This is a genomic window from Anaerolineae bacterium (genome assembly GCA_013178015.1).
GTDB lineage: Bacteria > Chloroflexota > Anaerolineae > DRVO01 > DRVO01 > Ch71.
Map to the genome: position 1 here is coordinate 105736 of JABLXR010000002.1, position 20023 is coordinate 125758.

Genomic DNA, 20023 nt, shown 5'->3' on the forward strand with positions numbered 1-20023 from the left:
ATCGCGGGGAGGAGTGTGTTCAGCCGGCAGTCGCATGAGGCAGACATGGGCACGCGCACTCCTCGGAGCTTGGTGGGGGCGAAGTCCGAGCGTCGGCCGGGTGGCGGTCCTGGGCATTCACACCGAACCGCTGGGGGTGGACACATACGCCGAGCTGAGGGACAAGGTGGCCCCGATCGTCGGCATGACCGACCACTGGCGCGGCGGGTGGCACCTGCTGCTCGAGCATGCCCGGCGCGGTCGCCTGGAGCTTTCCGTCGTGGTCACCCAGGCTGTGCCTCTGGAGGCGGGGCCCATCAACGCGGCCCTGGACCGGCTGGAGCGGTTCGGGGGCGGGCGAGGATGGTGCTCCGGCCCAAGCCCACAAGCGCGGGAGGCAGACCGGCGGGATGAAGCGAGGGTACTGAGGCTCGGCTGGGCGGCGGTAGGTGGGAGGAGGGCCCGGCGCGATGTCGAGGCGGATGATTGCCGTGACGGTGCGCCAGTGTATGCATCGAAGAGGGAGCGTCGTCCCGGGCCATCTCCTGCCCACCTGCGAGTGCTTCGGTAATGGACCCAGGCGCGAGCATGGCCCGAAAGTACTATGGAACGCCTGACGCCGATACCCCGCGGATCACCACCGGTCGCCGGGAGACGGGACCCAACCAGGACCGGCGCCGGACAGCGCAGCCCGCTCAGGTCATGAGCCACACCGACCGCTTCTCGGCGAGATGCGGGCGTAGGGGCAGGTCACCGTGCCTGCCCTGGGAGTCGCGGTGGTCTGCCCCTACCTACACCAGCTTGTGCTGCAGGGCGATGGCCACCGCCTCCGTGCGGCGCGACGCCCCCAGTTTGGAGATCACGTTGCTGACGTGGAACTTCACCGTCGAAGGGCTGACCACCAGACGCTCGGCGATCTCCGGGTTACTGAGGCCCTGCACCATCAGGGCCAGGACTTCCTTCTCCCTGGAGGTCAGCTCCTCCACCAGAAGCTGAGGCTGACGGGTGGCGTTGATGAGCGCCTGGGTGGCTTCGGGGGCCAGCGTGGGCTTGCCGGCGTGAGCCTGGCGGATGGCGTGGGCCAGCTCCTCGGCACCCACGTTCTTGAGCAGGTACCCGATAGCCCCCGCCTTCAGGGCGCGCTGTACCAGGTCGTCCTCCCTGAAGCTGGTGAGGGCCACCACCTGAGTCTCCGGGTGGCGCTGGCGCAGGATACGGGTGGTCTCGGCCCCGTCCAGCCCTGGCATGATCAGGTCCATCAGCACCACGTCCACCGGCGGAGCGGCCGGGTCGTCGCAGAAGCGCAGGGCTTCGGCGCCGCTATCCGCCTCTCCCACCAGCTCCAGGTCGTCGTACACCGACAGGAAGGCGGTCAGACCCGATCTCACCACCGCATGGTCGTCCACCACCAGCACCCGAATGGGATCGCGCTCAGCCACCATCCACCTCCGGCTCTCTCGGCCACCGAACCAGCACTTCTGTGCCCCGTCCCGGCGAGCTGGTCACGTCCAGGTGGGCACCGATACCATCGGCCCGCTCGCGCATGATGCGCAGGCCCAGGTGGTCACCTCCCGGCGCCCGGGGGTCGAATCCGACCCCATCATCGGCGATGGCAAGGTCCACTATCTCATCGCGGAAGGTGAGGCGCACCTGAGCAGCCCCCGCCCGCGAGTGCCGGGCCACGTTGTTGAGCGCCTCTTGGGCGATGCGGTACAGCGCCACCCTGACTTGGGCGGGTAGCTCGCCGGAGCCCTCGACCGAGACCGACACTGGCACCTGGGCCCGACCGGCCACTGCCTCGCCCAACTGACGCAGGAGATCCTCGAGCGGTGCCTCCTCCAGCGCCGCCGGGCGCAACTCCAGCAGCAGGGTGCGCATCTCCGCCAGAGCGCCGCGGGTGAGCTGGCGCAGTTGGGCCAGCCGGCGCTCGCCCGCTGCCGCATCCCGTTTCCATATGCGGGGTAGCACTTCGGCGATCAGGCTGGCGGAGAAGAGGGTCTGGGTGACCGAGTCGTGCAGGTCCCTGGCCAGCCGGGAGCGTTCGGCGGCGGCGGCCGATACCTCGGCGTTCTCATAGAGCCGGGCGTTGTCGGCGGCTATGGCCACCTGGTTGCCTATCCCGGCCAGGAGGGAGATGTCATCGGCAGTGAGTTCGCGGAAAGTGCGCCCGGCCAGGTTGAGCGTTCCCAGCATCCGCCCCCGGGCCAGCAGGGGCACGCTCACCACCAGTTCCAGGCCCTCGGCCAGCACCGCCTCCTTGAGGGGGCCCTCGGGGTAGTCCTGAGGCCGGCGCACTACCACTTCCCCGGTGGCCTCGGCAGCCCCCGCCGCTCCCTCGCCCGAAGTGAGCCGCGCCACCTGGGCGATGAAGGAGGGCGAGAGCCCTTGGGCGTGGGTCAGGTGCAATCCGCTCGTGGACTCATCCACCCGGTAGGCTGCCCCCGCGTCCATCCCCACGTAAGCCATGGTCTGCTCCAGAGCCCCAGATAGCACCTCCTCCAGCCTGAGAGAGCGGCTGGCCACGGCGGCGATGGTGTTGAGGGCTGCCAGGTCGCGCGTGCGATCGGCCACCCGGCGCTCCAGGTCGGCGTACGACTGGGCCAGTTGGGAGGACATGCGGTTGAACTGCTCCGCCAGCACCTCCAGCTCGTCTCCGGTGTCCACTTCCACCCGGCCAAAATGCCCGTCGGCCACCCGCCGGGCCCCCTGGGCCAGGCGGGCGATGGGGTCGGTGATGCGGCGGACCGAGAGACTGACGATGAGGGTGGGCACCGCCACCCCCAGGGCCAGCAGCAGGAGGAGGAAGGCGCGGTAGGAGCTGCTGGAGCTCATCAGCTCGTCCCAGCTCTCCTCCATGAACAGGGCCCAGGGCGTACCCGGGACCGGAGCATAGCTGACGATCACCCGGCCGTTGTCGGCGTCGGTCAGCAGATGGCCGCTCACGCCGGAGAGAGCCAGACTGAGGACATCCGGGTCGGCATCGGCGGCCTGACCGACCCTATCTCTCTGGGAGTGATACACGACCCGGCCGGCGCCGTCCACCACGTACACCTGGCCCCGCCCACTCAGGCTCACCTGGTGGAAGGTACGGTAGAGGTCGCTGGTGGCGTCGGGGCCGACCCGGAACATCCCGGCCAGCATGCCCACGAACTGCCCGTGGAAGCCCACGATGGGCACGCCCACCACTACCACCTCTTCGCCGGAGGGCCCGTCGGCCACTACGTTGGAGAAGAGGGGGCCGGGGGTGCCCAGCATCCGCCGGAAGTAGGAGCGATCGGACCAATCCTGCCCGGTCCGATCGGGTCGCTCCGGCAGAGCGGCGACCACTCTGCCGGCGGTGTCCAGGGCGACTACACCGGCGTCGAACGTCCCCAGCCAGCGGGAGGCCTCGCGCAGTGCCTGCTGCAGCATCTCCGGGGCGCTCTCCGACACCTGGGCCGAGCGGGCCCGGGAGGCGAGGAGCTCGGTGTAGGCGGTGAGGTCGCCGAAGAGCTGGCCCGCGGCCAGCTGGGCCAGCTTCTCGTCTCGCTCGATGACCAGGTCCTCGGTGACCCGCTGGTACGAGTAGAGGTTGGTGGCCGCTACCGCCACCAGGATGATGACGGTGGGCACGAAAGACCAGGCGATGATCCTGGCCCGGAGGCTGGTCCGCCGCCGGGCGAGCGCGCTCCCCTCCGACGAGATCGGCGGAGTCACCGGTGGCGCTGCCCTGCCGCAAGAGGGGGCGCCAAGCTGATGGGCTAGACGGGCTCTTCGTAGCGGACGGCGGTGCCGCTGGCGCTCACCATGAGCATGCCGCCGCTCCCGCCCGGGTTGATGGTCTCGTAGTCGAGGTCAACCCCGATGACGGCGTTTGCACCCAGGGCGAGGGCCTGCTGGCTCATCTCCTCGACGGCGATGTCCTTGGCCCGGCGCAACTCCTGTTCGTAGGCGGCCGAGCGCCCGCCCACGATGTCGCGCACGCTGGCGAAAAGGTCGCGGAAGATGTTGGCTCCCAGGATGGCTTCGCCGCTCACCAGACCGAAGTACTGGACAATGGCCTTACCTTCCAGGGCGTGCGTGGTCGTGATTAGCATCAATTACTCCTTCGGCCGCGCCTTGGCGCGGCGGCTGGGCGTGTGCGGCTCATTATGCCTGAAGGGAGCCCGGGGGTTAAGTGTGGAACTGACTACTACCGCTGGCCTTGACCAAATGTGCTCCGACTGCCTATACAGCACCGTACATGCCCGCGCCGAAGGCGGGGATGCCTCTAGGGCTAGGAGAGCGCCATGCTACGGTTGTCGGTAAAGACCAGACTGGACCCGCAACAGGTTCTCGTCCGGGCGACCGGGTACTTCGCCCAGGGCCTGGGTTTGGCGGCCCGCCAGCAATCCCCCGACTGCCTGGTCTTCTCCGGAGGCGGAGGCTACGTCACCGTCACGGCGCAGGCGGGGGCATTCGGGCGGGGCTCGGAAGTGGTGTTGGAGACGCGGGAGTGGGAGTACGACACCCAGCGATTCGCCCAGGAGATATCGTAAAGTGGGTGGTGACCTGAAGCGCACGCCAGAGCAAGAGCTCAGGCTCGGGGGCGACGGGTGTGTTCAGCCGGCGGTCGCGCGCAGGTGGTTCCCTAACGGGCCTTGGCGGCAGGCTCTTCGGCCGGCCAGGAGGGCAGGGCGCCAGCTTCCTGGTGGGTTCCAGCCTCCTCCTGAGGAATGCGCGCTCCTAGGCGCGGTAGGCACTTGGGGGAGCGGCGCGCGTGGGCGCGCGCACTCCTCGAAAGAAGGTGCCCTAGGCACGGTAGGCACTTGGGGGAGCGGCGCGCGTGGGCGCGCGCACTCCTCGAAAGAAGGTGCCCTAGGCACGGTAGGCACTTGGGGGAGCGGCGCGCGTGGGCGCGCGCACTCCTCGAAAGAAGGTGCCCCAGGCGCGGCAGGCACTTGGGGGGCGGGCGTCCTCGAAGGAAGGTGTACGCGCGGTGCGGCCGGGGCTGGCTCGCCTAGTCGGAGCGCGGCGAAGGCCCTGAGTGGCGGCGCTTGTCGGCATGTGCCCCCCCGATACTGAGCTGCTACACCGGAAACCCTTGCTGGCGCGGCAGGGGCACGTTGACCGGGCGAAGCGCCAGGGCGCCGATGGCGACGGGTTGGCTTGGGCCGAAGAGCCTGCGGTCGCCGAGATCTATAGCCACAGCAAGGAGGATGCGGTGCTCAGCGACCGCCGTGTGTTCTGGGCCGACCTGCACAATCACAACGAGATCGGCTACGGCCGCGGCTCCCTGGCCCGGGCCATCGAGGTGGCTCGGGAGCAACTGGACGTGTTCTGCTTCACCCCGCACGGGCAGTGGTTCGACGAGGCCAACACGCCTCCGGAGGTACACCGCAAGCATCAGGAGGGCTTCGAGCGGGTCAGGCAGTCCTGGGACCAGGTGCGGGCTCAGCTTGAGGCCGCCTATGTGCCGGGGTCGTTCGTCACCTTCCTCGGGCACGAGTGGCATTCCTCCAACTTGGGCGACTACCACGTCGTCTACCCCGGCCCAGATCACAGGATCAGCTACTTCGATGACATTCGCCTTCTGCAGCAGTACGTGCATCAGCAGGGGGCTATCATGGTGCCCCATCACGTGGCCTACGCCCGAGGATCGCGGGGCATCGCCTGGGAGTATTTCGATCCGGCGGTCTCACCGGTGGTGGAGATCTTCTCCGAGCACGGGTCGTCCGAGACGGAATGGGGCCCCTGGCCCATGATGGGCCACTCCATGGGGCCGGCTTCCACCACTCAGACCATCGCCCACGCCCTCGAGCAGGGGTTGGTGTTCGGGTTCACCGCCTCCACCGACGATCACCTCGGCTACCCGGGAGCCTACGGGGAAGGCATGACCGGCGTGCTGGCGGAGGAGCTCACCCGCGAGTCGGTATTCGAGGCCCTCCGGAGCCGACACACCTACGCGGTCACCGGCGATCGAATCGGCCTGGATTTCCAGCTGGACGAGGCCCCTATGGGCAGTCTGCTTCCGGCCCGCAATGACCGCCTCCTGCGGGTGACGGTGCGCCTCGAGGACGAGCCCGTCGCCGTGGAGATGGTCAAGAATGGGCGGGTGTGGCGCCGGCTGCTGTGCGAGAGCCCCATCCGTGGCCCGGCCGCCGACGCAGAATGGGTGGAGTTCGTGCTCCGAGTCGAGTGGGGCTGGGGTGGCATGGGAAGCGAGGCGGTGGTGGACTGGCTCATGCGGCTGACGGTGACGCAGGGGGAGATAGTGGCGGTCACTCCGCACTTTCAGTCCGGCCCCTACGACGAGGTCCGGCGCAATCGAGTCCTGGAGCGGACTCCCACCTTCTGCGCCTGGCAGTCCTACACCTCCCGGCGGCAGGCGTTCCGGGGTGTGGCCACCAACTCGCTGCTCTTCACCATCCGAGCCCGCGCGCAGGCGGAACTGCTGCTGGAGACGGAGAAGCCCTCGGCGCGGCGGGTGCGGACGACGGTGGCGGAGGCCTTCGCGGCCAACCACGTGGAGCGCATGGGCTCGTCGTTCTCGGCCGAAACGTTGCTGGTGCACCGGGCCCTGCCAGTGACCGACCTGGAGCGGACGTGGCACCTGTGCGACCGAGAGGCCGAACGGGAGCGCGACTACTACTACGTGCGAGTGCAGCAGCGCAACGGGCACATGGCCTGGTCCAGCCCCATCTGGGTGGGGGGATAGAGCGCAGATGGCGCTGATGCTACGTAGGTCAACGCTGATGAGAAGAAGGCGGTGTAGGAGGATCAGCGCTCGATCAGCATCATCTGCGTTCCATGCCCTACAGGTGGTGGGGCACCTGGATGATGACGACGTCGGGATAGGCCCGGAGACGGTGGCGCAGAAGGTTGGCCGTCTGGTTGTGTAGGAGCTGGTCGGCGAACGACCGGGGGATGAACTCGGGCACCACCACCGTAGTGAGCTTGTCCGGGAACTCCACCCGATTCACGTGCTGGATGTAGCGAATGAGGGGCTCCAGGATGTCCCGGTACTGGTAGTCAATGATAATGAGCTTGGCCCCGTCGGTCAGCTCGGGGAAGCGCTTCCATCGTTCCCGAATGCGCTGCTTAGCTGCCTCGCTCTGACTGATGTTGACCACCCGGATGTCGTTGCTCAGGCGGCGGGCGTACTTGAGGGCGCGCAAGGTGCCGCGGTGGATGTCGGCGATGGGCACGATGACCACATCAGCCACGTCGGCCACGTCGTGGGGCGCCAGCGTGCTGGTGCTCAGCTTGGCGGCCACGTCCTGATAGTGATGGTTGATACCGCGGAAGAGGAGGACCAGCAAGGGTACCGCGAGCACCACAATCCAGGCCCCGTCGAGGAACTTGGTGGTCACCAGCACGATGAGCACGATGAAGGTGACTGCGCTGCCCACGGCGCTGACTGCGCGCTTCCACTTCCAGCCCGCCTCGAATCGTATAGTAGTTACCCCGGTGTCCACCTCTTCGCCTGGCGGAATCCGCCCCACCTTCTCCATTAGCCGCACCATGCCCGCCTGGGAGAGAGTGAAGCTGGTCATAACGCCCAGGGCATAGAGCGGCAGCATCTCGATCTCGTTGGCCTGGAAGACGATGATGAGAGTGCCAGCCAGGACCGAGAGAGTGATGATGCCGGAGCTGAACACCAGCCGGTCGCCGCGGTTCTGCAGCCAGCGGGGCATGAAGCCGTCCCGGGCCAGGAAGGCGCTCAGGCGAGGGAAGTCCTGGTAGCCGGTGTTGGCGGCCAGGAAGAGGATGAGCATGGTGAACAGCTGCACCCAGTAGTACAGGAATCCACTGCCGGCGATGAGCTGAGTCATCTGGGAGAGGACGCTGTTCTCCTCGGTGGGCACTATGCGCAGGTGAGTGGCCAGATAGGAGATGCCCAAGAAGAGGGACATGGCCATGATCCCCATGGCCACCATCGTCTGGGCCGCGTTTCTGTGCTCGGGGGGTCTGAAGGCCTGCACTCCGTCGCTAATAGCTTCGATGCCGGTGAGCGCGGTACAGCCGGCGGCGAAGGCTCGTAGTATGAGCCACAGGTAGGCCGCCTGGCTGAAGGTACCGAGGGGCTGGACCACGTCGGGGTGAACTTCGAGCGGTGGCAGGCCGAACCAGCCGAAGTAGCGAGCCAGCCCCTGAGCGATCACCGCCAGGACGCCTATGACGAAGGCGTAGGTGGGCAGGGCGAAGATGGTGCCGCTCTCCCTAAGCCCGCGCAGGTTCACCCAGGTGATGAGCACAATCACCGCCAGGGCCATGAGCACCCGGTACTCGTAGAGCTGAGGGAAAGCCGAGGTGACGGCGCGCACGCCGGCGGAGATGGACACCGAGACGGTCAGTATGTAGTCCATCAGTAGGGCGCCGGCCGCCACCAGCGAGGGCATGACCCCTAGGTTGTCCTTGCTGACGAAGTAGGCCCCGCCGCCGCGGCGGTAGTGCAGGATAGTCTGCACGTAGCTGAAGATGACTATGGTCACTAGGGCAGCGATGGCGAGGGCGATCGGCCAGGCCAGGGCCAGCGCGTTGCTGCCCAGCACGATCAGGATGCCCATGATCGCCTCGGTGGCGTAGGCATTGCTGCTGATGGGGTCGGAGGCGAAGATGGCCAGTGCCCGGATCTTGTCCAGTCGCTCGTGCCGCTCGGCGGACAGGGGGAAGGGTCTGCCTATAAGGAAACGCTTCACTTGAGTCAGCGTCATCACCGGAAACCTCGGGTTGGCGGCAACGAGCAGCATGGGGAGTGGCTCTCCGGGGGGTGACCGGCGCGCCACCGGGGAGGCGACACGTGGCCGACGGGCGCCGGTGCCCACTTGCCGCGCCAGACGCAGGCAGGCACAGCGCCCAGCAGTGCTGCTCTCTTGCTGTGTTAGCAGAGGTGAAGAGGCGCCGACCGACCGCGGAACGTGCCGGCCCCGTCGCCGCCCCAATGCGTCCGCCGCTGCCGTTGCTCTCGACTAGCGACCAAACACCAGGCTAATCTACCTCAGTGCAGGAGGGTTAGCAAGCTGCGCGGCAAGGGCTCGCGATCAGGGGGGAGACCATAGGGCCTCCTGTCGCTCCGGGCTGAACATCGGAGCCAGAGCCCGCGAAGCGGGCCCCCTGGCCGTCACCCTCTCGATGTTCAGCGTCGCTGGCGCGGTGTGCACCTGGGGCCTGGCGCGCGTGGGCGCGCGCACTCCTCGGGGGTGTAGCTGGGGTACGGTCGGGGCTTTGCTTTGTGGTCTGGTCCCGTCTGGCGTTGCAGGTTCAGCGTCGCCGGCGCGGTGTGCACCTGGGGCCTGGCGCGCGTGGGCGCGCGCACTCCTCGGGGGATGCGACTGGGGGACAGGCGAGGCTCGTTTTTGCCGACCCGTCCGTGTCTTGTCTGTCCCTCCCCAGGGTCCTCTTGAGGAGGACGTGGCGCGCGCGGGCGCGCCTAAGTGCCTCGACCCCTGGCTCACTGGCGCCCAGACCGAGACCGTCACCGCTGGCGCACCGGCGCTTGAGGATAGGAGACGACGAGGGGATGGCCCCGATCGTCCATCCCCTCGCGTCCAGGAGGGATGAGAAGAGGAACAGCGGTCGTGGTTCCGCCGTCTTTCACTTCATGTAACCCCCCAGGGCCGGCTGAGTTGCACAGACGCAGCCGGCCCGCCTGTAGAAGTCCCCGGCGACAAGTCCTGGCAAGCAGCCATCACACGCTTGAGGCAGACTGGTGTGCACGGGTAGACTATTACCGGAGCGAGCGATGCCGCTCCCGGAGGTGAACAGTGAAGGCAATGGCTGTGACTGTGCGTCTGATGTCGTTACTCTTGGTGGCAGTGGTGAGCTCTAGTTGTGCGGCTGTGGGGTCCGGTGCTCTCAGGAGCGAGAGCCGGTCGGTGCCAGTCGCGGGAGTGACTTCCGCCTCGGTGGAGCTGGCTATGGGTGCCGGCGAGCTGGAAGTCACCGGTGGGGCGGCGGAGCTGGTGGAGGCGAACTTCACCTACAACGTGGCCCGATGGACGCCCGAGGTGGACGTCAGGCAGGCCCGTGGGCGGACGTCGGTGGAGATCGAGCAGGGCGGCGGCCGGCTAACCCTGCCCGCCTTAGGGAACTCGTACAACCGGTGGGAGATCCGGCTGAACCCCGACGTGCCCCTGGACCTGAAGGTCCGGCTGGGGGCAGGCACTACCACTCTGCAGTTGGGGGGTCTGGCTTTGGAGCACGTGGACGTCACCATGGGCGCGGGCGAGGCCGTGCTGGACCTCACTGGGCCCTGGGAAGAGGACGTCCAGGTAGAGGTTACCGGGGGCGTAGGTCAGCTGAGGGTGGAGCTCCCCGCCGAGGTGGGAGTGCGCGCCCAAGTGACGGGCGGCCTGGGCTCGATCCGGGTCGAGGGCCTGCGGGCTCAGGGCGGGGCTTACGTCAACCAGGCCTATGGCGTCTCCGACGTGACTCTGGAGCTCAATGTCCGCGGCGGGGTGGGGGAGGTGGTCCTGGTGGCGGGGGAGAGCCAGGAGCGCGCGTGACTGCCGCTGCTGTGGTGGTGGCCCATCCTGACGACGAGACGCTCTGGGCCGGAGGCGAGATCATGGCCCACCCCGACCTGGGTTGGGTAGTGGTGTCGCTGTGCCGCGCGTCCGACCCGGATCGGGCTCGCAGGTTCGCCGAGGCACTCAGGGCCCTGGGAGCCACGGGCGTCATGGGCGACTTGGATGACAGCCCGGACCAGCCACCGCTATCCCCCGAGGTGGTGGAGAAGTTTGTGTTCGACCTACTCCCGGCACGGAGATACGTGCGGGTTCTCACCCACGGTCCGCGGGGGGAATACACGCGCCATCGTCGCCATGAGGAGACCTGTAGGGCTGTACTGAGCCTGTGGTGTAGAGACGCAATCGAGGCCGACGAGGTGTGGCTTTTCGCCTACGAGGACGACGGCGAGGGAGGCCTTCCCAGACCTGCAGCGCAGGCCCAGGTGCGCCGACCTCTGAGTCCCGGGTTGTGGCAGCGCAAGCTGGACATCGTCACCCGAGTGTACGGGTTCGCCCCGGGGAGCTGGGAGTTCAGGGCCGCGCCGCAGGAGGAGGCCTTCCAGCCTCTGCGTAATCGGGACGACGCTCGAGCGGTGCTGGCCCGGGCGTGCCGCCGTGAAGGAGAGCACGCATGAAGGTGCTGGTCCTGTATGAATACCCGCCACCCCCTGGCGGGTTGGCGACGCAGGGCGACCTGCTGTACCGGGGACTGCTGGAGGCGGGGGTGGAGGCCCGCCCCGTGCACCTGGACTCTCCCCAGGAGAAGGAGTGGTATTACCGTTGGTTCGGTCCCGACGTAGTCATCGGGGTAGGCTACTGGGGCCACACGCCTCAGATCGTCATGCACCCGGAGCGACACGGCCTGCTGGCGGTGCCCTGGCTGGTGGCGGATGGCTTTGTGGCCAACTATCGCGAGGTGTTGAATCACCTGCCCCTCATCCTGGTAACCTCGAGCTGGGTCAAAGATGTGTACGTGCGGGACGGGATCCGGGAGGACATCATCGAGGTCCTGCCGGTAGGCTGCGATACCGATGCCTTCTGCCCTCGGAGCCAGGACGAGCCCAAGGTCAGGGCAGTGCGAGAGGCTCTGGGCGTGAGCCCCGACGAGGTGATGGTGCTAACCGTGGGGGGTGATGCTGCCTCCAAGGGGGCCCAGGAGGTCATGCAGGCCTTGGCCATCGCCGACCCGCAGGCGCCTCCCTGGAAGTACGTGTGCAAAGTGTGGCCTCAGCCGCGGACGGTGCAGCAGAACCTTCTGGACTTTCAGTTGGCCACCCAGCTGGGCATAGATCGCAGAGTGCTGTACACCACCGGCATCGTCTCCCGGAACTTCATGCCCTACCTGCTGGCTGCCTGCGACATCTACGCTGCACCGTCGCGCATCGAGGGCTTCGGCATGCCCCAGGTCGAGGCAGGCGCCTGTGCCAGGCCGGTGATCGGGATGCGGGCCATGGGCATGCTAGATACGCTGGTCCATGGAGAGACGGCGCTCCTGGCACGAGTGGCAACGGAGAACCGCATCACTGGGACGGTCCTGGGCCCGGAGGCTGGCTTTGAGGAAGGGCACCGGATCGTGTTCGACCCGCCACGGGTAGCAGACTACCGGGCCGACGTGCATGACATCGCTGATTACCTCCTGCAGCTGATGCACGACCCTGATCTGCGTCAGCGGCTGGGCGATGCCGCCCGTTGCCGGGTGGTGGAGCGCTTCGACTACCGGGTGGTAGCGAGGCGAATGCTATCCATCTTGGCCGACCGGTTGGGGGTGGAGTAGTTGGCGGTGGAGTTGTCGCCGCGGGTGAAGGAGGCGCGCCGGGCAGCGCTAGAGGTGCTGCGACACAACCTGCGCGGGCCCTGCCGGGGGCTGCCCCGCACGGCCGGTTGGGGATATCCCGAGCCTTACACTCGCGACATGATGGTCTCCTCTTTGGGTCTGCTACTGAGCGGCGACGACCGCATGGTAGACGCGGTGCGCCAGGTGCTGCAGGCGCTGGCGCACAACCAGACGCCTCGGGGCCACATCCCCTCGCTGGCCCACGACCCTGACGACCGAGGCGCGTCCGACACTACCCCCTGGTTCCTGATTGGGCTGGCGCTCTACCGGCGGTTCACCGGGGAGAAGGGCCTCCTAGAGGAGGCGGCCCAGCGGGCGCTCACCTGGATGCAGTATCAGAGCCCCGACGACCGTGGCCTGGTGGCGCAGCAGCCCACCAGCGACTGGCGAGACGAGCAGTGGGTGCTGGGCTACGGGCTCTACGTGAACTCGCTTGTGCACACATACTTGGTCCTGTACGGGCGCCACGAAGAGGCGCAGACCGTGCGCCGCCTCATGAACCGCCTCGAGATTCGGGGCGAGCGCAAGGATGCCCACGTCCACGAAGGGCTGGTGGTCCCGCACCGGCCCTACTACGCCCTCTGGGCCTACAAGGTGCACGCCAGCGAGCGCTTCGACCTCCTAGGAAACTGCCTGGCAGTGCTGTCCGGGGTGGCCTCGGCCAGCCGCGCTCGGAGGCTGGCCACCTGGATCGAGGAAGAGTGCGACGATCTGCGAAGGCGCGGCGACCTGGCGATGCCCCTGTCTCCATGCCTATTCCCGTACATCAGGCCGGGAGACCCGGACTGGCACAGCCGCTACGAGCGATATGGCCAACCGGGCGACTATCATAACGGCGGCGTCTGGCCCTTCATCGCCGGGTTTCACGTCGCAGCGCTCATCGCTGCCGGCCGGGAGCGCCTGGCCCGGCAGCACCTGGAAGCGCTGGCCGAGGCCGTACGCCCTGCTAGGCGGCCCGGGCTGGAGTTCGGCTTTGCCGAGTGGTTACGGGCCCAGGACGGAGAGGCCAGAGGCCAGGAATGGCAGACCTGGTCGGCGGCCATGTTCGTCTACGCTGCCGCCTGCGTCGAGAGGTGCGCCACCCCCTTCTTCGACGACGTCAGACGCGAGAGCGCGACTGCCCCTGCTGAGGAATAGAGCGCTGACTACGCTGATGGAACGCATGTGGACGCTGACTAGAGAGGGTTGATAAGGGATCAGCGAAGCATCAGCGTTCTGTTCTGAGGCGCAGGTCCTCCAGCTGGCGGTCCAGCCGGCGCTGGCGAGACCAGATAGACAGAAGCAGAAGCAAGGGCAGGGCCCAGAACACCAGATAGGCGGCTACCAGGTATATCGGCACGCTCATTTGGTCCTCCTAACCGCGCGACAGGGAGTCGATGGTCTCTCTCAGCTGCAGCACTCGGTCCCGCGTTACCTCCAGCCGGACCCGCTGGCGCAAGATGGCGAAGTAGAACACGGTGAAGGTGAGCAGGCTGAACATCAGCGTCTGAACCATGCGAGGCTCCAGGCCGGCGCTGTCACCCCCAGTGATTATGTCCGGGTGGATGGTGCGCCACCAGCGAATGGCGAACCAGGACAGGGGCACGGTGACGAAGGCGACAATGCCGTAGACGGCGGAGAAGCGGGCCGACTGGGCCGGGTTCTCCGCTGCCGCCCGCAGCATGACGTAGGCGATGTAGACCAGCAGCTGCACCGCCGAGATGGTGAGCCTGGGCTCCCAGGTCCAGTAGGTGCCCCAGACGGGCCGAGCCCAAAGGGAACCGGTGACCACGGCGGCGGTGATGAAGGTCAACCCCACCTCGGCCGAGGACAGGGCCACGATGTCCCAGCGCCGCTCGCCGCGGACCAGATAAGCGATGCTGGCGACGAAGGTGACGAAGAAGGCGAAGAACCCCACCCAAGCGGCAGGGACGTGGAAGTAGAAGATGCGCTGCACATCGCCCATGGTGAGCTCGCGCGGGGCGTAGTAGAAGGCCATCAGCACCGCCAGAGGCAGGAGCACGGCCGACGCGATGATGAGTGCCAGCCCCAGGCGATCGCGGGAGAGCGTCATTACTCGCTCACCGCGTACTCGAAGGTCAGCATGGACACGGCCAACATCACCAGATCGTATGCTATCAGCAGGTTCAGCCATCCGGTTACCTCCGCCAGAGTGCCGCCGTCGAGGAGCCAGGAGGTGGCCTTGACGGCGGCGATGAGCGCGGGCACGACGAGGGGCAGCAGGAGCACGGGCAGCAACACCTCTCGGGCCCGGGTGTTGACCGCCACTGCAGCCAGGAGGGTGCCGGCGCCGGCATAGCCGACGGTGCCTAACACCACCACAAGCAGTACCTGGGGCTGCAGTAGAGGAGCCTCGAAGAGGGCGGCGCACAGGGGCAGCAGGGCCAGCTCTACTACCCCGATGAAGATAAGGTTGCCCAGGGCCTTCCCAAAGAAGATGGCGCTGCGGTCCACCGGAGCCAGGAGCAGACCGTCCATACAGCCGTTGTTCTGCTCCCGCGCCAGGGAGCGGCTCAGCCCGAGAGTGCCGGCAAAGGCCACCGTGGCCCAGAGCACGCCGGGAGCCGCCGCGCGGGCCGTTCGTCCCTGCAAGTCCAGGGCGAAGCTGAATACGAGCAGGGCTATGGCAGCGAACACCAGCATGGCGCTCACCATCTCTCGGGTATGGAGCTCGGCCGAGAGGTCCTTGGCCACGATGGCCCACACTTTGCTGGCGAAGCCCACCTCGGCGCCCTCAGGCGGTTAGGCGGCGGTAGGCGCCGGCGAAGTCGGCCACCGCCGCCGCCGAGCAGGGAGAGTCGTGGACCAGGCGTCCCCGGGCAAGGACGAGCACCCGCTCGGCCAGGGAAAGGCCCTGAGCCAGGTCGTGCGTGGTGAGCAAAACGGTGCAGCCCCGCTCGCGCATCTCCACCAGCAGATCGCTGAGGGTCTCGGCCGCCTGAGGGTCGAGCCCACTGTAGGGTTCGTCTAGGAGTAGGAGGGAAGGCCGGTGCAGGAGGGCTCGGGCTAGGGCCAGCCGCTGCTGCATCCCTCGGGAGAAGGTGCGCACTAGGTCGCCTTGGCGGTGGCTAAGGCCCACTCGCTCCAGCAGCTCCGCGGCCCGCCCGGCCCCGTCCCTGAGGTCGTACATCCGGGCGTAGAAGGCCAGGTTCTGCTCCGCGGTGAGGTCGTCATAGAGGAAGGTCCGGTGAGACAGCAGGCTGAGGCTCGGTCGGATCTGCTGGGCCTGGCGGGCGGCGTCGAGCCCGAAAAGGCGCACCGTCCCTGACGTGGGCCTGGCCAGGGTGGCCAGGATGCGCAGGAGCGTGGTCTTGCCCGCCCCGTTGGGACCCAGCAGGGCCACCAGTTCGCCGGCGCAGAGCTCCAGGTCCACCTGGGCCAAGGCCGTCCGAGCCCCGAAGGACTTGCTCACTCCCTCTGCCTGGACCACGACAGGCGCGCTCATGCCCCCTCGGCCCTGCCGCCTGCGCCCGAGCCGCTCAAGCCCCGCCCTCCCGGGAGACTAGCCGGGCGCGGATGCGCCTGACGAGGGCGGCCCGGCGGCGGCCGTACTCCTCGGGCGTAAGGGAGCCCCGTTCGAGAGCCTCCTCTAGGGAGGCCAGCTCCTCCACCGGCCCCCGAACCGACTCGGGCATCGGACCGGGGCCACCAGGGCGCCAGAGGGCATACGCGGCCGCAGCTGCCAGGGCCACCGACGCCAGGCCGAGCCCCCACTCAGTGGTAGTGCTACGGGACGGGGCGATGCCCTGCTCGGGAGCGGCAGAGGCTCCACCGGCCTCCACCTCCATCAGGGAGAGCTGCAGCTTCTGGCCTGACTCCAGGGGGCCGGCGGTGTAGTAGGCAGCGGGACCCATCTGCGTGTCCACGGTACCCTGATAGGCCAGGCCGGTGCCCAGCAGTTCCAGACCCTCACCCGTCACGATAGCCACCACCGAAGCCACTGGCACCTCGCTCTGGAGCGTCAGCGTCAGCCCAGGCTGGAGGGGCAGATCGTAGGAGTACTGGACGCGAACGGTTCCCTCCCCCGGCGGTATGGGCTCGGTGTCATGGAAGCCTCCGGGCTCCTCCATGAACCTCTCGCCCAGGCCCGGTCCATCGAAGCGCAGGTTGGTGGCCCCAGCGGGCAGCCGGAAGCCCACCGTGCGCCTTCCTCCACCGGGCACCTCTGTCCCGAGGTAGGTATCGTCGCCTTGGTTGGAGAGCACGTGCAGCTCCGCCACTCGCACCGCGCCGTCCACTGGGACGAGGACGAGGTGCACCTGGGCGGCGTAAATGCCTGGGGACGGTGCCGGTTCTCCCTGCGGTGCTGGGACCGGGGCCGCAGGCCGGCCCAGAGCGCTCCAGGCGAGCAGCGACAGGAGGGGAAGGAGGAACCTGATCATCACGGGTTTCGCTCCTTCACTGGCGTGCCGCAGGCGGAGCAGAACCGGTCGTCCGCATCCAGAGCCTGCCCGCACTGCCGGCAGTACCGCGGTTCGGCAGTGCTGCGGGCGGAGCGCATCTGCGACACCCAGCGCTGGATGGTGCTGTCAAGGTCGTTGCCCCGAGGGGGCCGGAAAGGCCGCGCCACGAAGGCTGCCGACACTAGCGCCAGGGCCGCGCCAACCAAGAGGGATCCGCCGCTCATGGTGCCTCCTCCGCCAAGACGCTCTCCAGCTCCTGCGCCAGCTGCTCGGAGGTGATGGGGCCGATGTGGACGTAGGCCACCCGGCCCTGGCGGTCCACCACAAAAGTCTCTGGGATGCCGGTGATGCCGTAGCTGGCGGCCACGGCGTTGTTGACGTCTAGCGCTAGGGGGAAGGTGAGGCCGAAGCGCTGGGCTGCTGCCCGCACCGCACCTTCGGTTTCTCGGTAGGCCAGGCCGACGAAGCGTACCCCTCGGGGCCCGAACTCCTCCCAGAGGGATTGGAGGGCGGGAAGCTCGTCCTCGCACGGCTGGCACCAAGTGGCCCAGAAGTTCACCACGACCACGTTTCCGGCCATCCCGGCGAGGCCGATGTCCTCACCGTCCAGCGAGCGGAGGAAGAAGCCAGGGGCAGCCTGGCCAGGGAGGGGCCGACCGGAGGCTCGCGACACCGATCCCTGTCCCCCACCCCACATGATGGCCGCAGCGGCGGCGAACACCCCCACTCCCACCACCAGAGCGACGGTACCGATGAGGGCTCGGCGCCGGGCCAGCGCCGGCGAAGCCTCCCGCGCCGGGCTCGGTGGCCACAGGGCGATCACTCCGCCGGCCATGAACACCAGGCCGCCGAGCCAGAGGAAGTTGATGAGCGGGTCCACCACCACTCTCAAGGTGGCCGAGGTGCCGTCGGCGGAGACACCGCCCAGCACCAGGTACAGGTCCTCTCGCAGCCCCACCTTGAGGGCGGGGATGGCGATGGTCTGCCCCGCGCCGGGGTAGAAGTGCAGCTGAGGCGCCAGCGTGATCAGATAGGCACCGTCCCGGTACACGTCGAAGGTGCCGGTCAGGGCGGTGTGGTCGGCCCGATTCTCCTGGCGGGCTTCCTCGTAGACGAAAGTGTAGTTGCCGAAAGAGCGCGGGGCTCCGGAGTTGAGGGTGAGCTGACCCTCGGAGGAGTGCATACGGGTCCCGATCACTCCCACGGCCATTAGTATCACCCCGGTGTGGACCAGGTAGCCCCCGTATCGGCGCCGGTGGCGGCCCCAGACTTGCAGAGCGTGGGAGATCGCGCCCTCCCCCTCGGGCCGGGATGCCAGAGCGGGCCAGAACTGCCCCAGGGTGGTGGCGCCGGCCAGCCCCACTGCGGCGAACCCCACCAGGGACCCGGCATCGGTGAAGCCCAACAGGACGGCGGCGAGCACCACCAGCACCGCCCCCGTCAGCGGCACCGCTGCTCGACGCCCGAGCCTGCGGAAAGTGCTGACCGCATAGCCAACCAGGGGACACACCCCCATGAGCAACACTAGGGCGCCGAACTGAGGCCCGGTGACCCGGTCGAACCACTCCGGACCCGCCTCCATCCGCTGACCGGACAGGGCCTGGGACAGGGTGGGGAAGACGCTGCCCACGAACACGGAAGCGGTGATGGTGGACAGCACCACCAGGGTGAGGAAGAACATGCCTTCGCGGGAGAGCAGGCCGGCGCTCTTGGCGGGGGTCGAGGCGAGTTGGCGCCGGGCCCTGAGGCCCAGGTAGAGGGCCAGGGCCACCACCAGCGCCATGAAGGCCAGGAAGTAGTAGCCCAGGTTGGAGCGGGCGAAGGCGTGCACCGACTCGATGAGGCCGCTGCGGGTGGCGAAAGTGCCGAACAAGACGAAGAGGAAGGAGAGCACGGCCAGCATCAGATTCCAGGTACGAAAGGTGCCCCGCTCCTGCTGGATCACGCTACCGTGCAGGAGCGCGGTGGCAACCAGCCAGGGCATGAGGGCGGCGTTCTCCACCGGGTCCCAGCCCCAGTACCCACCCCAGCCCAGCACGTCGTAGGCCCAGCGGGCTCCGAGGAAGATGCCCAGGCCCAGGAAAAGCCAGGCGGCCAGAGTCCAGCGCCTGGCGGACACCGGCCACTCAGCGACGCGGCCGGTGATGAGCCCGGCCATGGCCAGGGAGAAGGGAATCGCCAGGGCCACGTAGCCAACATAGAGAGCCGGCGGATGGAAGACCATCCCCGGGTGGCGGAGCAAGGGGCTCATCCCCTGTCCGTTCGGGGGCACGGAAGGGAGGAGGGCGAAGGGGCTGGACAGGAAAGTGGTCACGCCCACGAAGAAGGCCACTATCGCGCCCAGAAAGACTCCTGCCCAGGGCACGAGCGGCCCGCTCCTGTTGGGGAGCGACCGCACCACCAGAGCGGCGAACAGGGCCTGAAGGAAGGACCACACCAGGAGGGATCCCTCCTGGCCGGCCCACACTGCCGTGACCTTGAGGTATAGGGGCAGTTCCAGGCTGGAGTGGCGGTACACGTAGGCTACCTGGAAGGTGTCGGTCAGGAAGGCGAGGGTTAGCAGCCCTAGAGCCAGCCCCAGGAGGGCGGTGGCAGTGTGGAGGGCATTGCGCCCGCTGGCCAGCCAGCGTCGGTCGAGGCGGTGAGCCCCTCGGGCTAGAGCGAGGGCGGCGTACAACGACGCCGCCAGGGCGAGAATGAGGGAGAGGGACCCGACCTCAGCCGACATCACGAACTAGCCACCTGGGCAGGGGCGTCCTCCTGGTAGCGGGTGGGGCACCGAAGCAGTATCTCATCCGCCTGGAAGCGACCATCCTCGTCCAGGCGACCCCGAACGATGGCCTGGGTGCGGTGTTGTAGGAGGTCGGGCTTCACGTCGCGATAGACGATTTCGAGGCGGGGCGCGTTCGGGTCTCGGACTGCTGCGTCCAGCACCGCGGCGAGCCCGCCGGCGCGCTTCACCTCTTCCGGGTCTCCTGGGACCTGGGCGATGGTGAAGCGGAGGACAGGCAGAGAAGGGTCGTACTGGATGGTGTCGCCCAGGACGGCACCGGAGACGGTGAAGCTGCGGTCGCCCGCCTCCTGCCCCATCTGGCGGAGCTCCTCGATAGTCATGAAGTAGCGGGCGCTGGATCCGGTGCTGTTGAGCATGAGGAATAGCGCGGCCGCGGCCACTAACAATCCGGCAATCAGGTACTTAGTCTTGTCTGCCATTGCCTGTAACCAGCCTCAGCAGTAGGCACGGTGGAGTCCGCGCCAATGAGCTAACAGGGCGGGCGGGGCCACGCCGTGCCGGCATGACGATACCAGCGAGCGGTAGGCCGTGTCAACAACCGGCG

The 20023-nt window shown here is 67.8% G+C and carries 19 protein-coding genes; 7 read left to right on the forward strand and 12 right to left on the reverse strand.

Translation table 11 applies throughout. The features are described from left to right. Positions 1-100: 100 nt before the first annotated feature. Positions 101-550: a hypothetical protein gene (locus tag HPY83_01235; GenBank protein NPV06567.1), complete on the forward strand. Its 450-nt coding sequence runs from the start codon at positions 101-103 to the stop codon at positions 548-550. 220 nt (positions 551-770) lie between these two features. Here HPY83_01235 and HPY83_01240 read toward each other — a convergent pair whose 3' ends face one another. From HPY83_01240 to HPY83_01250, 3 genes are read right to left on the reverse strand one after another with little or no spacing between them, the layout of a single operon-like run. Then, entirely contained in the window at positions 771-1421 is a 651-nt protein-coding gene (locus HPY83_01240; GenBank protein NPV06568.1) for a response regulator transcription factor, read from the reverse strand. Continuing rightward, entirely contained in the window at positions 1411-3675 is a 2265-nt protein-coding gene (locus tag HPY83_01245) for a GAF domain-containing protein (protein NPV06569.1), read from the reverse strand. The genes HPY83_01240 and HPY83_01245 overlap by 11 nt, the downstream gene beginning before the upstream one ends. 44 nt (positions 3676-3719) lie before the next feature. Continuing rightward, entirely contained in the window at positions 3720-4055 is a 336-nt protein-coding gene (locus HPY83_01250; GenBank protein NPV06570.1) for a heavy metal-binding domain-containing protein, read from the reverse strand. A gap of 192 nt (positions 4056-4247) precedes the next feature. Here HPY83_01250 and HPY83_01255 point away from each other — a divergent pair, with 192 nt between their 5' ends. Then, positions 4248-4496 carry a hypothetical protein gene (locus HPY83_01255; GenBank protein ID NPV06571.1) on the forward strand — a complete coding sequence of 83 codons (249 nt, stop codon included), beginning with the start codon at positions 4248-4250 and terminating at the stop codon, positions 4494-4496. Positions 4497-4984: 488 nt separating this feature from the next. Next, positions 4985-6655, forward strand: a complete 1671-nt coding sequence (locus HPY83_01260; protein NPV06572.1) for a DUF3604 domain-containing protein — start codon at positions 4985-4987, stop codon at positions 6653-6655. A gap of 97 nt (positions 6656-6752) precedes the next feature. Here HPY83_01260 and HPY83_01265 read toward each other — a convergent pair whose 3' ends face one another. Next, positions 6753-8654: an APC family permease gene (locus HPY83_01265; GenBank protein NPV06573.1), complete on the reverse strand. Its 1902-nt coding sequence runs from the start codon at positions 8652-8654 to the stop codon at positions 6753-6755. A gap of 1050 nt (positions 8655-9704) precedes the next feature. On the opposite strand from HPY83_01265, the gene HPY83_01270 reads away from it, so the two are divergent. The 4 genes from HPY83_01270 (at position 9705) to HPY83_01285 (ending at position 13419) form a co-directional block, all read left to right on the forward strand. Next, entirely contained in the window at positions 9705-10445 is a 741-nt protein-coding gene (locus HPY83_01270; GenBank protein NPV06574.1) for a hypothetical protein, read from the forward strand. Then, positions 10442-11083 (forward strand): PIG-L family deacetylase, encoded by a 642-nt coding sequence (locus HPY83_01275; GenBank protein ID NPV06575.1) that lies wholly within the window; start codon positions 10442-10444, stop codon positions 11081-11083. Before HPY83_01270 ends, HPY83_01275 begins: the two co-directional genes overlap by 4 nt. Next, the gene (locus HPY83_01280) at positions 11080-12222 is read left to right on the forward strand and encodes a glycosyltransferase family 4 protein (protein NPV06576.1); all 1143 of its coding nucleotides are present in this window, start codon (positions 11080-11082) and stop codon (positions 12220-12222) included. The genes HPY83_01275 and HPY83_01280 overlap by 4 nt, the downstream gene beginning before the upstream one ends. A gap of 90 nt (positions 12223-12312) precedes the next feature. Further along, positions 12313-13419 (forward strand): amylo-alpha-1,6-glucosidase, encoded by a 1107-nt coding sequence (locus tag HPY83_01285; protein NPV06577.1) that lies wholly within the window; start codon positions 12313-12315, stop codon positions 13417-13419. Positions 13420-13489: 70 nt separating this feature from the next. Here HPY83_01285 and HPY83_01290 read toward each other — a convergent pair whose 3' ends face one another. The 8 genes from HPY83_01290 to HPY83_01325 are packed head-to-tail and all read right to left on the reverse strand — an operon-like array spanning position 13490 to position 19898. Beyond that, the gene (locus tag HPY83_01290; protein ID NPV06578.1) at positions 13490-13627 is read right to left on the reverse strand and encodes a hypothetical protein; all 138 of its coding nucleotides are present in this window, start codon (positions 13625-13627) and stop codon (positions 13490-13492) included. Between the two features lie 9 nt (positions 13628-13636). Beyond that, entirely contained in the window at positions 13637-14335 is a 699-nt protein-coding gene (gene ccsA / locus HPY83_01295) for a cytochrome c biogenesis protein CcsA (GenBank protein NPV06579.1), read from the reverse strand. Next, positions 14335-15006 carry an ABC transporter permease gene (locus HPY83_01300; GenBank protein NPV06580.1) on the reverse strand — a complete coding sequence of 224 codons (672 nt, stop codon included), beginning with the start codon at positions 15004-15006 and terminating at the stop codon, positions 14335-14337. Before HPY83_01300 ends, ccsA (HPY83_01295) begins: the two co-directional genes overlap by 1 nt. A 10-nt stretch (positions 15007-15016) precedes the next feature. Further along, positions 15017-15727, reverse strand: coding sequence for a heme ABC exporter ATP-binding protein CcmA (gene ccmA / locus HPY83_01305; protein NPV06581.1), 711 nt, complete (start codon positions 15725-15727; stop codon positions 15017-15019). A 34-nt stretch (positions 15728-15761) separates the two neighbouring features. Beyond that, positions 15762-16667 carry a hypothetical protein gene (locus tag HPY83_01310; GenBank protein NPV06582.1) on the reverse strand — a complete coding sequence of 302 codons (906 nt, stop codon included), beginning with the start codon at positions 16665-16667 and terminating at the stop codon, positions 15762-15764. Further along, positions 16664-16909, reverse strand: a complete 246-nt coding sequence (locus tag HPY83_01315) for a zinc ribbon domain-containing protein (GenBank protein ID NPV06583.1) — start codon at positions 16907-16909, stop codon at positions 16664-16666. The genes HPY83_01310 and HPY83_01315 overlap by 4 nt, the downstream gene beginning before the upstream one ends. Further along, positions 16906-19413 (reverse strand): cytochrome c biogenesis protein CcsA, encoded by a 2508-nt coding sequence (gene ccsA / locus HPY83_01320; GenBank protein NPV06584.1) that lies wholly within the window; start codon positions 19411-19413, stop codon positions 16906-16908. The genes HPY83_01315 and ccsA (HPY83_01320) overlap by 4 nt, the downstream gene beginning before the upstream one ends. Beyond that, positions 19413-19898 carry a cytochrome c maturation protein CcmE gene (locus tag HPY83_01325; protein ID NPV06585.1) on the reverse strand — a complete coding sequence of 162 codons (486 nt, stop codon included), beginning with the start codon at positions 19896-19898 and terminating at the stop codon, positions 19413-19415. Before HPY83_01325 ends, ccsA (HPY83_01320) begins: the two co-directional genes overlap by 1 nt. Positions 19899-20023: the final 125 nt, after the last annotated feature.

What these genes read in the sequence shown, in the direction of transcription:
- HPY83_01290 (NPV06578.1), bottom strand. Translation starts at nt 13,627, where the DNA reads ATGAGCGTGCCGATATACCTGGTAGCCGCCTATCTGGTGTTCTGGGCC.
- ccsA (NPV06579.1), bottom strand. Translation starts at nt 14,335, where the DNA reads ATGACGCTCTCCCGCGATCGCCTGGGGCTGGCACTCATCATCGCGTCG.
- HPY83_01315 (NPV06583.1), bottom strand. Translation starts at nt 16,909, where the DNA reads ATGAGCGGCGGATCCCTCTTGGTTGGCGCGGCCCTGGCGCTAGTGTCG.
- HPY83_01265 (NPV06573.1), bottom strand. Translation starts at nt 8,654, where the DNA reads ATGACGCTGACTCAAGTGAAGCGTTTCCTTATAGGCAGACCCTTCCCC.
- HPY83_01250 (NPV06570.1), bottom strand. Translation starts at nt 4,055, where the DNA reads ATGCTAATCACGACCACGCACGCCCTGGAAGGTAAGGCCATTGTCCAG.
- HPY83_01325 (NPV06585.1), bottom strand. Translation starts at nt 19,898, where the DNA reads ATGGCAGACAAGACTAAGTACCTGATTGCCGGATTGTTAGTGGCCGCG.
- HPY83_01280 (NPV06576.1), top strand. Translation starts at nt 11,080, where the DNA reads ATGAAGGTGCTGGTCCTGTATGAATACCCGCCACCCCCTGGCGGGTTG.
- HPY83_01255 (NPV06571.1), top strand. Translation starts at nt 4,248, where the DNA reads ATGCTACGGTTGTCGGTAAAGACCAGACTGGACCCGCAACAGGTTCTC.
- ccsA (NPV06584.1), bottom strand. Translation starts at nt 19,413, where the DNA reads ATGTCGGCTGAGGTCGGGTCCCTCTCCCTCATTCTCGCCCTGGCGGCG.
- HPY83_01240 (NPV06568.1), bottom strand. Translation starts at nt 1,421, where the DNA reads ATGGTGGCTGAGCGCGATCCCATTCGGGTGCTGGTGGTGGACGACCAT.
- ccmA (NPV06581.1), bottom strand. Translation starts at nt 15,727, where the DNA reads ATGAGCGCGCCTGTCGTGGTCCAGGCAGAGGGAGTGAGCAAGTCCTTC.